14 protein-coding genes are annotated in these 13,968 nt (G+C 46.0%); 7 read left to right on the top strand and 7 right to left on the bottom strand.

The window, feature by feature from the left end; translation table 11 throughout:
- Positions 1–80: 80 nt before the first annotated feature.
- Complete coding sequence (locus GZN30_RS07305) at positions 81–713, bottom strand: response regulator (protein WP_075648621.1); 633 nt, start codon at positions 711–713, stop codon at positions 81–83.
- Entirely contained in the window at positions 700–2,424 is a 1,725-nt protein-coding gene (gene narQ, locus GZN30_RS07310) for a nitrate/nitrite two-component system sensor histidine kinase NarQ (RefSeq protein WP_075648622.1), read from the bottom strand. Before narQ ends, GZN30_RS07305 begins: the two co-directional genes overlap by 14 nt.
- 240 nt (positions 2,425–2,664) lie before the next feature.
- Here narQ and napF point away from each other — a divergent pair, with 240 nt between their 5' ends.
- From napF to GZN30_RS07340, 6 genes are all read left to right on the top strand, one after another.
- The gene (gene napF / locus GZN30_RS07315; RefSeq protein ID WP_075648623.1) at positions 2,665–3,150 is read left to right on the top strand and encodes a ferredoxin-type protein NapF; all 486 of its coding nucleotides are present in this window, start codon (positions 2,665–2,667) and stop codon (positions 3,148–3,150) included.
- Between the two features lie 24 nt (positions 3,151–3,174).
- Positions 3,175–3,480, top strand: a complete 306-nt coding sequence (locus GZN30_RS07320; protein ID WP_075648624.1) for a chaperone NapD — start codon at positions 3,175–3,177, stop codon at positions 3,478–3,480.
- Positions 3,477–5,966 carry a periplasmic nitrate reductase subunit alpha gene (gene napA / locus GZN30_RS07325; RefSeq protein WP_075648625.1) on the top strand — a complete coding sequence of 830 codons (2,490 nt, stop codon included), beginning with the start codon at positions 3,477–3,479 and terminating at the stop codon, positions 5,964–5,966. The genes GZN30_RS07320 and napA overlap by 4 nt, the downstream gene beginning before the upstream one ends.
- A gap of 65 nt (positions 5,967–6,031) precedes the next feature.
- A complete protein-coding gene (locus GZN30_RS07330) occupies positions 6,032–6,487 on the top strand; it encodes a nitrate reductase cytochrome c-type subunit (protein WP_075648626.1) in 456 nt (151 codons plus the stop codon).
- 29 nt (positions 6,488–6,516) lie between these two features.
- On the top strand, positions 6,517–7,095 hold the full coding sequence (locus GZN30_RS07335; RefSeq protein ID WP_075648627.1) for a NapC/NirT family cytochrome c: 579 nt from the start codon (positions 6,517–6,519) through the stop codon (positions 7,093–7,095).
- A gap of 14 nt (positions 7,096–7,109) precedes the next feature.
- A complete protein-coding gene (locus GZN30_RS07340) occupies positions 7,110–7,247 on the top strand; it encodes a TIGR02808 family protein (protein WP_075648628.1) in 138 nt (45 codons plus the stop codon).
- 111 nt (positions 7,248–7,358) lie between these two features.
- On the opposite strand, the gene kdsB is transcribed toward GZN30_RS07340, so the two are convergent.
- Genes kdsB through GZN30_RS07365 form a run of 5 tightly spaced genes read right to left on the bottom strand, consistent with a single transcriptional unit; the run spans position 7,359 to position 13,358 of the window.
- Positions 7,359–8,105, bottom strand: a complete 747-nt coding sequence (gene kdsB, locus GZN30_RS07345; RefSeq protein ID WP_075648629.1) for a 3-deoxy-manno-octulosonate cytidylyltransferase — start codon at positions 8,103–8,105, stop codon at positions 7,359–7,361.
- Positions 8,105–8,284: a Trm112 family protein gene (locus GZN30_RS07350; RefSeq protein ID WP_075648630.1), complete on the bottom strand. Its 180-nt coding sequence runs from the start codon at positions 8,282–8,284 to the stop codon at positions 8,105–8,107. Before GZN30_RS07350 ends, kdsB begins: the two co-directional genes overlap by 1 nt.
- Positions 8,265–9,272, bottom strand: a complete 1,008-nt coding sequence (lpxK, locus tag GZN30_RS07355; protein ID WP_075648631.1) for a tetraacyldisaccharide 4'-kinase — start codon at positions 9,270–9,272, stop codon at positions 8,265–8,267. Before lpxK ends, GZN30_RS07350 begins: the two co-directional genes overlap by 20 nt.
- A 3-nt stretch (positions 9,273–9,275) precedes the next feature.
- Positions 9,276–11,027 (bottom strand): lipid A ABC transporter ATP-binding protein/permease MsbA, encoded by a 1,752-nt coding sequence (gene msbA / locus GZN30_RS07360; RefSeq protein ID WP_075648632.1) that lies wholly within the window; start codon positions 11,025–11,027, stop codon positions 9,276–9,278.
- Between the two features lie 33 nt (positions 11,028–11,060).
- Positions 11,061–13,358 (bottom strand): DNA internalization-related competence protein ComEC/Rec2, encoded by a 2,298-nt coding sequence (locus tag GZN30_RS07365; RefSeq protein ID WP_083627143.1) that lies wholly within the window; start codon positions 13,356–13,358, stop codon positions 11,061–11,063.
- Here GZN30_RS07365 and GZN30_RS07370 point away from each other — a divergent pair.
- The gene (locus tag GZN30_RS07370) at positions 13,342–13,860 is read left to right on the top strand and encodes a DUF2062 domain-containing protein (RefSeq protein ID WP_075648633.1); all 519 of its coding nucleotides are present in this window, start codon (positions 13,342–13,344) and stop codon (positions 13,858–13,860) included. The two genes, GZN30_RS07365 and GZN30_RS07370, sit on opposite strands and share 17 nt — an antisense overlap.
- The last annotated feature ends 108 nt before the right edge of the window (positions 13,861–13,968 follow it).

Raw genomic sequence — 13,968 nt, forward strand, 5'->3', positions numbered from 1 at the left:
TCATCCCCACCCCCAGGTGATGAACCTTTTTTATGTAATGGCTTTAAATCGCTTTTTAAGACGCGTTATTTTAAATCGTCTTATTTTGAGTCGCCATAGCGCTCTAGGTAGAGAACCGTCGCCGCAGTGCGTGATGGCACCACCAGCTTTTTCAATAGGCTCTTCATGTGCACTTTGACTGTCGACTCGGAAATAAACAAATTATCGGCAATTTGCTTATTTCTCAAACCTTTCGCAACTTGACGCAAAATCTGCATCTCACGATCGGTCAAGGCATCAAAGATATCATCTTGATTCTCACGCTCAGCCAAATATTGCGCCACTTCTTTACTGTAGGCTTTGTCACCATTGAGGCTATTTTTAAGCACTTCAATTAGCTCATCTGGCTCGGTATCTTTCAGCAGATAACCATCTGCGCCTGCTTTAACTAACGCGTCAATATCAGCCGCGCTGTCAGAGACAGTCAGGATCACGATATTGGCATCACAGTTATCTGCTCGGAGTGCGTTGAGCGTATCTAGCCCAGACATACCTTTCATATTCAAATCAAGCAGAATCAAATCTGGCTCAACTTCGTGGTTCTTCGCCACCGCTTCTGCGCCCGAGGAGGCTTCAGCGATCACTTCAAATTCATCTTCGAAGCTTAATAACTGGCTCAATCCTCGACGCATTAATGGGTGATCGTCGACAAGCATTACTCTACATTGTGTCAAAGTCGTTATCCTTAGTTTTTGGATATTTTAGTTCTATTTCGCAGCCTTGTTGGCTCGCGGTTTTAATCGTCAGTTGACCATTTAGGCGGCTAGCGCGCTCATGCATGATCGACAAACCATAGTGGTTGATTTTGCTCTCTTGGCTCTCAATACCGACACCGTCATCAATCACTTTAATCGTGACCTCTTCATCACTCTCCGTACAGAAAACATCTATTTGGGTGGCATCAGCATGCTTAATCGCATTGATCGTCGCCTCACGAATAAGCTGCAGCAAATGCACTTGCTGATGGGCATCCAGTTCAGCCGATGACAATTGGTTATTCAGTACAATTTTAGCTTCAGTTTGCTCTTGAAGTTGTGACAGCATCTCTTTTAGAGAAGTATCAAAGTTGCCTTCTTTGATCGATAGTCTAAAAGTAGTTAATAATTCGCGTAGTTGAGTGTAAGCGCCTGATAAAGCGGAATCTAAATCACTAACTATGCCGTTTGTTTTGTCCAATTCCGAACTTTGCTCAAGCTTTTTCATCATACGTTTGAGCAATGAAACTTGAATCTTCAAATAGGAAAGAGATTGGGCAAGTGAATCATGCAGTTCGCGGGCGATGGTTGCTCGCTCTTCGAGCAACAACAACTGCTCTGATTGTCGTTGAGCTTGATTGTAGTAGACCGCTCGGGAAAGAATCCGTACAAAGTTATCAATCAAGTCTTGGTCCGGGCACGGTAGATACCAGTTCCAATACAGTGTACCCAATTCCAACCCGTCGAGAGTCAAGGTTCGGCTCGACAGATTCTTGTCTTGTAACTCACCTTTGGCTAATACCATCGGCTTCTCGTCGCCAGTGCCCACCTCGAGTTTTACTGCACTTACCCCCTCAATACTCACAATTTGCTGCAAGATCGCAGCAAAGTTATCAGGAGTAATTCTGGATGCCGTCAGCTCACTTGAAGACTTATACAGCACTTGTAGAGACTGATTGGCATGCTGGAGCTTATGGGTTTTTTCGTTGACTGCCTTTTCTAACCCATAATAGAGTTCGCCTAACTCTTTGGCGGTATTATTAAACGTTCGAGTGAGAATACCCATTTCATTGTCACTGACAACGTTGAGCTCGACATCAAAAGAACGCGACTTAATTTGTTCACTTGCGACCACCAATGCACGCAATGGATGAACAATCTCACGACGGACAAATAAGACGACAAACACGCTAGTGATTAAGATCCCACCTAAACCAATCACACCAACCCAAGCAAGCTCAACTAACTTTTTCTCTGAAAAACCTTGCAGCTTAAAAACAAAGGCGTCGATTTGTGAAACAAACGAAGGAACTAGCATCAAGTATTGAGAACGCTGTTCACTGATGAGCACTTCCTTGAGCTCATGCCAACGCATAATCAGTTGGTAGTAGTCATGGGTAATATCTTCAGGCACATCCCAATTTTGCAGTGCTTTCATCGAAGGCGAATAGATCGAGCGTTCAAATAAGAAAATATGTGAAGAAAAATCACTGGATTGCGATTGGATATCATGAGCCAGTCGATAGCTTTGCATCCGCATAGAGCCTGCGACATTGAGCGCTTCAGCATCATTCAAACTTGAGGCAAGTAACACGAACGCATAGCCAATCGTTGCTACCGAAAGTAGCACAATTAACGATAATGCCTTCGCAATCGTTCCCGTTACTGACTTTTTAATACTTTTTAACAACCGAACCTCGAATTGATATGACAATATATTGCTAACCAGCTGATGACTAAATTTTAGCGCTAACGCCAATATGTGATCAAACCCAATCGAATTAGTTGATCTAAAACAAACTCCCTCCCTAAATACCCCCTTGGAGGTATTTATACAAATGTGACAAATCCTACAATTTAATTATTGATAAATGAAAGGTTGTTAATGGCATTTGTAATTCCATTCAACCCTAACTTGGATTTCCCCTGAATGGTCGATCTGTCGAGAAGACGCCTCTTTACCCGCAACGTAGTGCGAGACGATGCAGTTCGCTTGCCGTGGTTAAGCTCGCCTGAACAGTTTACCGACCTATGCACTCAGTGCGGAGAATGCCTTAAAGCATGTGAAACACAGATCATTATAAAAGGTGATGGTGGATTCCCTCGAGTCGATTTCACTATCGATGAGTGCACCTTTTGTTACCAATGTGCAGAAGCTTGCCCTGAGTCGTTATTTACTGACCAGCAAGAGACACCTTGGCAAGCGCGAGCGGCGATTAATGAACAATGCCTAGCGCAGCAAAATGTCGAATGTCGCTCATGTGGGGAGATGTGTGACAGCATGGCGATTCAATTTCGCTTAGAAGTCGGTCGAGTTGCACAACCTAACCTTGATTCGAATCTATGTAACGGGTGTGGCGCGTGTGTCGCAGTCTGCCCTACTTCATCTATCAATGTGAGCAATCGTGTCGCTTAACGCGCAGCAATAAGAGAGCAGAGAATGCCCCGAAATGAAGTTCATATATCAAGTCTCATCGTCCACGTGGTGCCCGAGCACCTAGAAAGCGTGAAGGCGCAAATCGAGCAATTTGATACTGCTGAGATTTACGGTGATAGCCCTGAGGGCAAGATCGTCGTTGTCTTAGAGACTCAAAGCGAAGGTTTTATCACCGACGTTATCGAAAAAATTAATAACTTTACGCATGTCGTCAGCACCGTCATGGTCTACCACCAGATCGAGCGAGACCTAGATGATGACCAAGCAAACACTGGATCACAACATTCCCAAGTAGAGGGTGAAGTATGAAAATGACAAGACGTGCGTTTGTGAAAGCAAACGCAGCGGCATCAGCAGCAGCGGTCGCAGGTATCACCTTACCTGCCTCAGCAACCAACCTGATTGCCAGCTCTGACCAAACAAAAATCACTTGGGACAAGGCGCCTTGTCGCTTTTGTGGTACTGGCTGTTCCGTTCTAGTTGGTACACAAAACGGTAAAGTTGTCGCGACACAAGGTGACCCTGAAGCTCCGGTAAACAAAGGTCTAAACTGTATCAAAGGCTACTTCCTGTCGAAGATTATGTACGGGCACGATCGTCTAACTCAGCCGTTGTTACGTATGAAAGATGGTCAGTACCACAAAGACGGAGAGTTCACCCCTGTCTCTTGGGATGTCGCATTTGATACGATGGCAGAAAAGTGGAAAGCCTCTCTAGAGAAGAAAGGTCCAACAAGCGTTGGTATGTTTGGTTCAGGTCAATGGACCGTGATGGAAGGCTACGCGGCATCAAAATTGATGAAAGCGGGTTTCCGTTCCAACAACATTGATCCTAACGCGCGCCACTGTATGGCTTCGGCTGTAGTAGGCTTCATGCGCGCCTTCGGTATTGATGAACCAATGGGCTGCTATGATGACTTCGAAAATGCTGATGCTTTCGTGCTTTGGGGTTCGAACATGGCAGAAATGCACCCAGTTTTATGGACACGCATTGCCGACCGCCGTTTAAGCCATCCACATGTAAAAGTAAACGTACTGTCGACCTACTACCATCGTTCATTTGAATTGGCGGATCACGGCTACATTTTCACTCCACAATCTGACCTTGCGATTGCCAATTTTATTGCCAACTACATCATCGAAAACGATGCCGTGAATTGGGACTTTGTTAACAAGCACACCAACTTCACTCAAGCAGATGTCGATATCGGTTACGGCTTACGTGATGATAATCCACTGCAAGTAAAGGCGAAGAATGCAAACTCAGGCAAGCTAACCAGCATTTCGTTTGAAGAATACAAAGCGTCAGTTGCTCCATACACCGTGGAGAAAGCGTCTGAGCTTTCTGGTGTCGAACCAGAAAAATTAGTTGAACTGGCTAAGCAGTACGCCGATCCAAACACCAAAGTGATGTCGCTTTGGACCATGGGTATGAACCAGCATACACGTGGTGTATGGATGAATAACTTGGTTTATAACATTCACCTACTAACCGGTAAGATTGCGACCCCGGGCAACAGTCCATTCTCGCTGACAGGACAACCATCAGCGTGTGGTACTGCTCGTGAAGTCGGCACCTTTGCTCACCGCCTACCAGCGGATATGGTGGTAGCCAATCCAAAACACCGTGAAATCACAGAAAAAATCTGGAAACTGCCAGAAGGCACGATTCCACCAAAACCAGGCTTCCACGCTGTACTGCAAGACCGCATGCTGCATGATGGCGTACTGAACTGTTACTGGGTGCAATGTAATAACAACCTGCAAGCCGGTCCAAACATTAACGAAGAACGTCTACCGGGTTACCGCAACCCTGACAACTTTATCGTTGTATCCGACCCATACCCAACCGCCACTGCGCAAGCAGCTGATTTGATCCTACCTACAGCGATGTGGATTGAAAAAGAAGGTGCTTATGGTAACGCTGAGCGTCGTACACAAGCTTGGTACCAACAAGTTGAAACCGTTGGTGAAGCGAAATCAGACTTATGGCAGCTAATGGAGTTTTCTAAACGCTTCAAGATTGAAGAAGTGTGGCCGGAAGAACTGTTAGCGAAAGCACCTGAGCTGCGCGGCAAGACGATGTTCGACGTACTGTACCGCAACGGTAACGTAGACAAATTCTCAGTAGAAGAAGCTCGTGAGCTTAACGATGACGCACACCACTTCGGCTTCTATGTGCAAAAAGGTCTATTCGAAGAGTACGCGACCTTTGGTCGAGGTCATGGTCACGACTTAGCGCCTTACGATGTTTACCACACTGTACGCGGTCTACGTTGGCCGGTCGTCGATGGCAAAGAAACCATGTGGCGCTTTAAAGAAGGCTCTGACCCTTATGCGAAAGCAGGCTCTGGTTGGGACTTCTACGGTAACAAAGATGGTAAAGCGAAGATCATTTCAGCGCCATACGAAGCGCCACCAGAAGTGCCAGATAGTGAATTCGATATGTGGCTTTGTACCGGTCGTGTTCTCGAACACTGGCACACCGGCACTATGACGCGCCGCGTACCAGAACTCTACAAAGCAGTACCAGATGCGGTGTGTTACATGCACCCAGATGATGCAAAAGCGCGTAATGTTCGCCGCGGTGAAGAAGTGCTCATGTCAAACAAGCGTGGTGAGGTTCGTGTTCGCGTTGAAACGCGCGGTCGTAACAAACCACCACAAGGACTGGTATTCGTTCCGTTCTTTGATGCGCGAATTCTGATCAACAAGCTGATCTTAGATGCAACTGACCCGCTGTCTAAGCAGACTGACTTTAAGAAGTGTCCAGTCAAGATCACTAAGATCGTTTAACGCCATAACTGGTCGCGCTTAGCGCGACCACTATCAGAATTTAGCCTCACGGCGGAGAAGTTAAAATGAAAAAACTAATGCTTGCCCTATTCGCAATTGGCGCCGTCATCAGCGGCAGCGTGTTTGCTGAATTAGACAACCCTGGTGGCACAGGTGGAGTTGAGTCGCTGCGCGGTGCAACCTTACTAGAGGACACACGCCCAGCTGACGCATTCAAAGATTATCCTAAAGAGCATTCGGTCGATAGTAGCTATGTGTATCAACCACCATTGATCCCACATGCCATTCGTAACTACGAAGTATCACTTAATGCCAATAAATGTCTGGCTTGCCATAGCTGGAAAAATGCTAAAGAGATGGGTGCGACTAAGATTAGCGTAACTCACTATGTAAACCGCGAAGACGCAGTTTTAGCGGATATGTCCCCACGACGTTACTTCTGCTTACAGTGCCATGTACCTCAAACTGAGGCGGCGCCGTTAGTAGACAATGATTTCGAACGTGTTCAATCACTGAAGTAGACAGAACACTAAGTTAACGAGGTTAATCTATGAAATTATTAAAAGCGTTTTGGAAGCGACTGACTCGCCCTAGTAAAGCCGCTGTCGGGGTAGTGTTATTTATGGGCTTCGCTGGTGGTCTCCTGTTCTGGGGCGCATTCAACACGGGCATGGAAGCAACCAATACCGAAGAGTTCTGCTCAGGTTGTCATGCACCAATTGTTGAAGAAATCAAACCAACGATTCACTACTCTAACCGCTCAGGTGTGCGTGCTATCTGTTCTGACTGCCACGTACCGCATGAATGGACAGATAAGATTGTACGTAAGGTGCAAGCATCTAAAGAGCTATTTGCCCATTATGTGCTTAAAACCATTGATACACCGGAGAAATTTGCTGAACGTCGCGGTCACTTAGCGGAACGAGAATGGGCGCGAATGAAGAAAAATGACTCGCTTGAGTGTCGTAACTGTCATGAATTTGAGTACATGGACTTTTCCGAGCAAGGCTCACGCGGTGCCAAACAGCACTCTACGGCGTTAGCAAATGGCGAGAAGACCTGTATCGACTGTCACAAAGGCATTTCACACCATCTTCCTGACATGGAAGGTGTTGAAGGCTGGCAATAAAAAAGGAGCGAGGAATGAGTACACTTGAATCAGTAATCTGGCACATTCTTGGTTACAGCGCCATGCCTGTCATTATCCTTTCAGGTTTTGCTGTGGTTGCCGCCATCTGTATCTGGATTCTCTCGATGGGGAAAGATAAAGAGCTAGAGTAACACCTGACGAAGTTGTCGACTGACTTCGATTGGTGTATGCCTATCTACTCTAGTGATTAAAAAGCCAGCCTAAATTAGGCTGGCTTTTTTTCTAGCTGTTCATCGTGCTGATTAATGACCAAGAATCGCGCGAACCGCTTCTAAGTCTTCAGGCGTATCGACACCCGCAGCTGGCGCTTCACTAGCAACCGCAACGTGAATTTTTTCACCATACCAAAGTACGCGAAGCTGCTCTAAACACTCAATTTTTTCTAGAGCACTCGGCTCCCAGTTAATGTAAGTGTTAATAAAACCTGCACGGTAAGCGTAAATACCGATGTGGCGCAGCAGTGGTTGAGCAATGGTGTTGTTATTGGCGAAATTGTCACGATCCCAAGGAATCGTTGCGCGGCTAAAGTACATCGCATAACCCTCTTTATCGGTCAGCACTTTCACTGCATTCGGGTTAAACACTTCCGCTTCATCGCTAATCTCAACCGCCAATGTTGCCATCGGAGCTTGGCTATTGGCTAAGTTGTCAGCCACTTGAGCAATGATTGACGGTGGGATCAATGGCTCATCACCTTGCACATTAACGATAATGTGATCATCCGCGATACCCATCACTTTGACAACTTCTGCCAAGCGTTCAGTGCCTGATTCATGATCTGGAGAGGTCATGCAAACTTGCGCGCCAAACGCTTTTGCCGCCTGCTCAACACGCTCATCATCCGTTGCGATAATGACATTATCTGCGCCCGCTTGGATAGCCTGCTCATAAACCCACTGAATCATCGGCTTACCTGCGATATCCGCTAGCGGTTTACCCGGTAGACGCGTTGACTGGTAACGAGCGGGGATAACTACCGTAAAAGACATTATCTCCCCTCATCCATGCTCATTGTGCGTGCTTCTGGTTCAAGCAGCACAGGAATACCTTCTTTGATAGGATAGGCAAGGCGATCAGCCTTACAAATCAACTCTTGTTTATCTTTGTCATAAGTCAGTTTGCTTTTGCACACTGGGCACGCAACGATTTCAAGCAGACGGTGATCCATAATGTTCCTTTGTTTGTTTAATTCGTTCTAAAATGCGCTGTTCATCTTGCTGAGAAAATGACGCAGATACGGGCAAATACCACCAGTTTTCTTGCGTATAGTCAGAGCATTTTACCGCATCTTTTTCAGTCATAATAAGGTGTGTACCACGCGCAGCAAGCGCTGTTAATTGTGATACTTCGAAATCTTGGTGATCAGCAAACCCTTGGCTGTAAACTAGATCAGCACCTAGATGCTCCAAGGTGTTAAAAAATCGTGGAGGATGACCAATACCCGCCATCGCCACTAAGCCTTTCAACTGACTTACCGGCATTTGCTCTGCGGTCTTTAAGTTGACCGCCAAGCTCGGTTGCAATGTCATCGCAACTTCATCCGCCAACGCCTTACCACCATTAGTGACAATAAAATCGACTTCCGCTAAGCGCTCTACTCCTTCACGGAGCGGTCCCAGCGGGATAAGCTGCTGATTACCAAAGCGACGTTTACCATCGACCACTGCAAACTCAATATCACGCTCTAGTGCGTAATGCTGCAAACCATCATCTGTGATGATGATATCTACACCCAAAGGCAGCAACGCCTGTACTGCATTCGCTCGTACTGGATCGACGGCTACTGGCGCATTGGTGCGTTTATAAATCAGTTTAGGTTCATCACCACAATGAGCTGTCGAAGTTTCAGCCCCAACAAGTAATGGGTAGCTCGGTGCTTTGGCACCATAGCCGCGAGAGACCACACCAGGCTTATAACCGAGCTCTTGAAGCTTCTCAACTAACCATATCACCACGGGTGTTTTACCATTCCCACCAGCAGTAATATTGCCCACGACAATCACCGGCACCGGTGCTCGATAGGCGATTTTCTTACCCTGCTGATAGCTTGCTCGACGAGAACGGCTAATTTTGCCAAACAGCTTACTGAGTGGCCACAATAGCGGCCACAGCAGATATTTTAATGGATGATTCTCAAACCAGATTTTTTCAATCACAGCTTAAGCACCAAATTGGATACGATGCAATTGAGAATAAGCACCATCTGCAATAGTAATTAATTCTTGGTGAGTGCCACGCTCAATAATCTCACCTTCATCAACCACTAAAATTTGGTCTGCTTTTTCAATCGTCGACAAGCGGTGAGCAATCACAAGCACAGTTTTGTCTTTTTGCAGCTCATCTAGTGCAGCTTGAATCGCTTTCTCAGATTCAGTATCCAGCGCAGAAGTCGCCTCATCGAGAATAAGCACTGGCGCATCACGCAATAGCGCACGAGCAATCGCGATACGTTGACGTTGACCGCCTGACAAACTTGCCCCATTTTCGCCAATCATAGTGTCTAAACCATCTGGCATTTTATCAATGAAGTCCATCGCATGAGCAAGTCGAGCCGCATGCTCAATTTGCTCGCGGCTGTATTTTTCAGTCGCCGCGTAGGCAATGTTATTCGCAATCGTATCGTTAAACAGATGCACGTTTTGCGATACCAACGCGAAATGACTGCGTAAATTTGCCAAGGTGTAATCACGCACATCGTGACCATCAAGGCTAATCGACCCTGAATCTACGTCGTAGAAGCGGTTGAACAAATTAGCAATGGTACTTTTACCTGAACCAGAACGACCAACCAGAGCCAAAGTTTTACCTTGAGGAATGGTAAAAGAGACGTTACGCAGGGCTGGTTTCTCTTTGCCTTGGTAAGTAAACGTAACATCTTTTACGTCCACAACACCTTGAATATTATTGGTTTCAAACTTACCGTTATCTTGCTCTGTTTCTAGGTCCATCAACGCAAACAAGGTTTGGCTTGCTGCCATACCGCGCTGAAAATCTGAAGTCACGTTAGTCAATGCTTTCAGTGGACGCATCAGACCAAACATCGCTGAGAACACCACGGTAAAAGTACCTGGAGTCAATGTGTCACGGATAGAGTCTACGCTAGCAAGGAACAGCACGGTTACAAGAGCAATAGAAGCAATAAGTTGAATCACTGGGTTTGCAATAGCCTGAGCCGCGACCAGCTTCATTGACTGTTGGCGCATGCGGTTACTTACCGATTCAAAACGTACGCGTTCTACATCTTGACCACCGTAGCTTAATACCACTTTGTGACCTTTTAGCATCTGCTCTGCCGAAGAGGTTACATGCCCCATCGCATCTTGCATGTTCTTTGACACTTTTCTAAAGCGCTTAGAAACAAAACCAATCGCCCAAGCGACAATCGGAGCAACGACGATCAGAACCAATGAGAGTTCCCAACTGTTCCAGAACATCAGCGTTAGCAGACCAATGATACTCGCCCCTTCACGAACAATACTGACTAACGCTTTACTCGTCGCGCCAGCAACTTGTTCTGAGTCATAGGTAATACGAGAAAGCAAACCGCCTGTCGACTCTTTATCGAAGTAAGCCACAGGCATGTGCATGAATTGGGTAAAGATACTGCGACGCATCTGCATTACCACATTACCCGAGACCCAACTTAGACAGTAAGTAGAGACAAAACCACTCAAGCCACGAACAATCATCATGCCAAAGATGATGAAAGGAAGAATTTTTAGGAAATCGGACTCTGCATTACCAAAACCTTCGTCTAAAAGAGGCTTCAATAGAGAGACCATGTAAGTGTCAGCGATAGCGTTAATAACAAGCGCAATAACTGCCGCCGTCAAACCTAATTTGTATACGCGAATGTAAACCCACAAACGTTTAAAGGTTTGCAACGTAGTTTCATCTTGATTAAGAGACATAGAATTGCTTTATTCTTTTTTACAATATTCTTTCTATTCTACTCGCTTACGCAGCATCTGCCTATACCAAGCCTGACCTTTCAATCTGCGCATTGTGCTAACTCGGATTCCATGATCGCTGATTACGCCTAAATATTCGACAGTGACCTGACCAGCACTGCCAGTATCCAACCATTCACTACCATGTTGTTGGTAGCGCGTTTTGACTTCTTTATTGGGTAACTTCCATCGCCCCAAATAGGCCGTCGATGCAATAGCCACCTCAGCATCAACAGCTGATACAAACTGCGCAAGTGAAGAGCTTTTACTGCCATGGTGCGGCACAATAACAACATCGCTTGCCAGTGATTCAGGTTGCCTAACTAAAGTCCATTCAGCAATCGACTCGACATCTCCGGTCAATAACAAACTCTGACCGCTCACTTGATCCGAGACCCGAACCACACAGGAATGGGGATTATAGGCCCGCTTGACTACCTGCGGTGGCCACAACACCTCGAAGTTGAGTTGTTGCCACGACCACACTCTTCCGCTGACACATTGAGACGAAGAGGATTGAGGATGGATAAAGTGCTGACTGGTGATCAGTTCTACATCGGGATAAAGATTTAACAGCGAGCGCAAACCACCAGCATGATCACTATCAAAATGGCTGATGACAATCCTATCGAGTTGTAAACCTTGGCTATTAAGAAAAGGGACGACCACACTTTTGGCGTAACTCCCGTCTTTCCACCCTGCCCCGGTATCATAAAGTATCGCGCGTTGACCGCGACTGATCACCACCGCCAAGCCATGCCCGACATCGAGGATATTAACTTGCCAAACGTCTCGATATCGAGGAATTGCCGCAATCATAACAAGCGTCATCAGCCCAACGACGACCATTTGAGGGCGTAAAAATCGGTATAGCAACACCAAACACACGGCGCACAACAAAAAAATGGCACTTTGACTGGATATAATCAACCAGCCCAAATGGCTATACTCGGCCGCCTTCATTACTGGCAATAAACTAAAGTCCGCCAATTCAAACAGCGCTTGGCTAAACGTAGGGAATAGCTCCGAAAATGGCAATAGCAATACCGCTGCCAGTATTAACGGAATCACCCAAAAACTAAACCAAGGCACAAACAGCAAGTTATACCCCATACTGGCAAGGCTTAGACCATTGAACATGATGGCAATGATTGGGCTCATCAATAAAATAAGCGCAATTTGTGAGATGATGACTTGCCGCCACTTCGCTTGAACAGAGCTTGCGGTAGAGATAATAAAAAATACCACGGCCACGGCAAAAATAGAGAGATAGAAACTGTGAGAGTACACGGCAAATGGGTCATAAAGAAGTAACCCCGCAACCATTAGCAGCCACTTGAATCGATAGCTGGTATGTATTTGTAGCGTACGTAATACCAGTAAAATAAGTAACAGAATCAAAGCTCGCTGAGTAGTAATAGAAAATCCAGCTAACCAAGCATAACCTACGGCGAGAAGCATGCCGCATAAAGGTAGTAGCCAGACTTGATTCACCCCTGCGCGAGAAAATTGGAACGCCACCCACCAAGCAAAACCAAACGCGACACCAATATGTAAACCCGATATCGCCACCAAATGACTGAGCCCACTTTGCTGCAACTGCTGCCACGTTTGCGGCGATAGATAAGCACGCTCACCAAAACCCAATGCAATCAATAGACCTTGGTTGGCATAAGAGTGAGTAAGCAAAAGAGCACGTGAAAAAAGTGATTGGCGAATAGAACCGTAACTGCGTACCAAAATGGCACTTTTCGCTTTTATCACTCCACTTGCTATTACTCGCTGGCTAATCGCGTATTTTTCGCGATCAAAACCAACCTGATTCAACACGCCAATAATGGGTTTTAGTTTAATTCTAGCGGTAACTTGATCATCCAATTCCAATACAAATGGGGCATTTAAATAGATCTTGGGGCGCGAAAAATAATCTAATTCCTTACCATTAATACGCTTAATCGTCACCACCCCTTGAAAGCCACGATTTATTGGTTTAAAAAGACTGTCAACTTCGGCATTTATGGTAAAATCCGAACCGGCACTGAACAGGGTGTTCATTTGGTGGTGGAGTTGATTTACGCTCACTGTAACTAAAAACAGCGCAGCCATCACCCCGCATCCCCATCTAAGCCATCTAAACTTAAAGCAAAGCAAGAGCCCAATAAGGCATGGAACTGACCAAAACCACTCTGGCATTCGCGTCCAATAAGGAGTGGTTATGATGAGTATTGCGAACGACGACAACGTCCAATAATTAATAAAGAGAGTCATATCCCCGATGCCAAGAAAATTCATAAAACGCTTTATGCCTGACCACGAAGTGATTAAGCGTCAAAAGGCACTAAAGGTTTTTGGCAATGTGCTTTATAACCCAAACCTATGGTGTCTGAACCGACGTTCAGCAGCTGGGGCATTCGCAGTTGGCTTGTTTATGGCATTTGTTCCACTACCAAGCCAAATGATCATGTCTGCAGGTCTGGCTATTCTGTGTGGTGTAAATCTGCCGCTATCTGTCGCACTTGTTTGGGTCAGCAACCCTATTACCATGCCAGTGCTGTTCTACTTCGCCTATAAGATTGGCGCTTGGGTAATGCATGTCCCACCCCAACCTTTTCACTTTGAACTGTCTTGGGACTTTATCCTGCACCAAATGAGCACCATTGGTCCTCCGTTCTTGTTAGGCTGTATGATTTGTGGTGTGACTTCTGCCATGCTTGGCTACTTCGGTATTAAAGGTCTTTGGCGCTACTCAGTTGTTCGCAGTTGGCAAAAACGCCGCAGTCGCTTCTCTCGCTAAACGACGTTCACAATAAAGGGCGAGGCTTTGAACTGCCAATGGCGATAGTTAAATTTAACTGCCACTCGTAATAAAGAGAAAACCCGTTGAACGACAAGCATTAAAAAA

The sequence above is a fragment of the Vibrio ponticus genome, from assembly GCF_009938225.1.
GTDB classification, from domain to species: domain Bacteria; phylum Pseudomonadota; class Gammaproteobacteria; order Enterobacterales; family Vibrionaceae; genus Vibrio; species Vibrio ponticus.

Excerpts from the sequence above, each read along its gene's own strand:
- napA (WP_075648625.1), top strand. The coding sequence starts at position 3,477 with ATGAAAATGACAAGACGTGCGTTTGTGAAAGCAAACGCAGCGGCATCA.
- GZN30_RS07365 (WP_083627143.1), bottom strand. The coding sequence starts at position 13,358 with ATGAATTTTCTTGGCATCGGGGATATGACTCTCTTTATTAATTATTGG.
- msbA (WP_075648632.1), bottom strand. The coding sequence starts at position 11,027 with ATGTCTCTTAATCAAGATGAAACTACGTTGCAAACCTTTAAACGTTTG.
- GZN30_RS07370 (WP_075648633.1), top strand. The coding sequence starts at position 13,342 with ATGCCAAGAAAATTCATAAAACGCTTTATGCCTGACCACGAAGTGATT.
- GZN30_RS07330 (WP_075648626.1), top strand. The coding sequence starts at position 6,032 with ATGAAAAAACTAATGCTTGCCCTATTCGCAATTGGCGCCGTCATCAGC.
- GZN30_RS07335 (WP_075648627.1), top strand. The coding sequence starts at position 6,517 with ATGAAATTATTAAAAGCGTTTTGGAAGCGACTGACTCGCCCTAGTAAA.
- GZN30_RS07340 (WP_075648628.1), top strand. The coding sequence starts at position 7,110 with ATGAGTACACTTGAATCAGTAATCTGGCACATTCTTGGTTACAGCGCC.
- GZN30_RS07350 (WP_075648630.1), bottom strand. The coding sequence starts at position 8,284 with ATGGATCACCGTCTGCTTGAAATCGTTGCGTGCCCAGTGTGCAAAAGC.
- GZN30_RS07320 (WP_075648624.1), top strand. The coding sequence starts at position 3,175 with ATGCCCCGAAATGAAGTTCATATATCAAGTCTCATCGTCCACGTGGTG.
- napF (WP_075648623.1), top strand. The coding sequence starts at position 2,665 with ATGGTCGATCTGTCGAGAAGACGCCTCTTTACCCGCAACGTAGTGCGA.
- kdsB (WP_075648629.1), bottom strand. The coding sequence starts at position 8,105 with ATGTCTTTTACGGTAGTTATCCCCGCTCGTTACCAGTCAACGCGTCTA.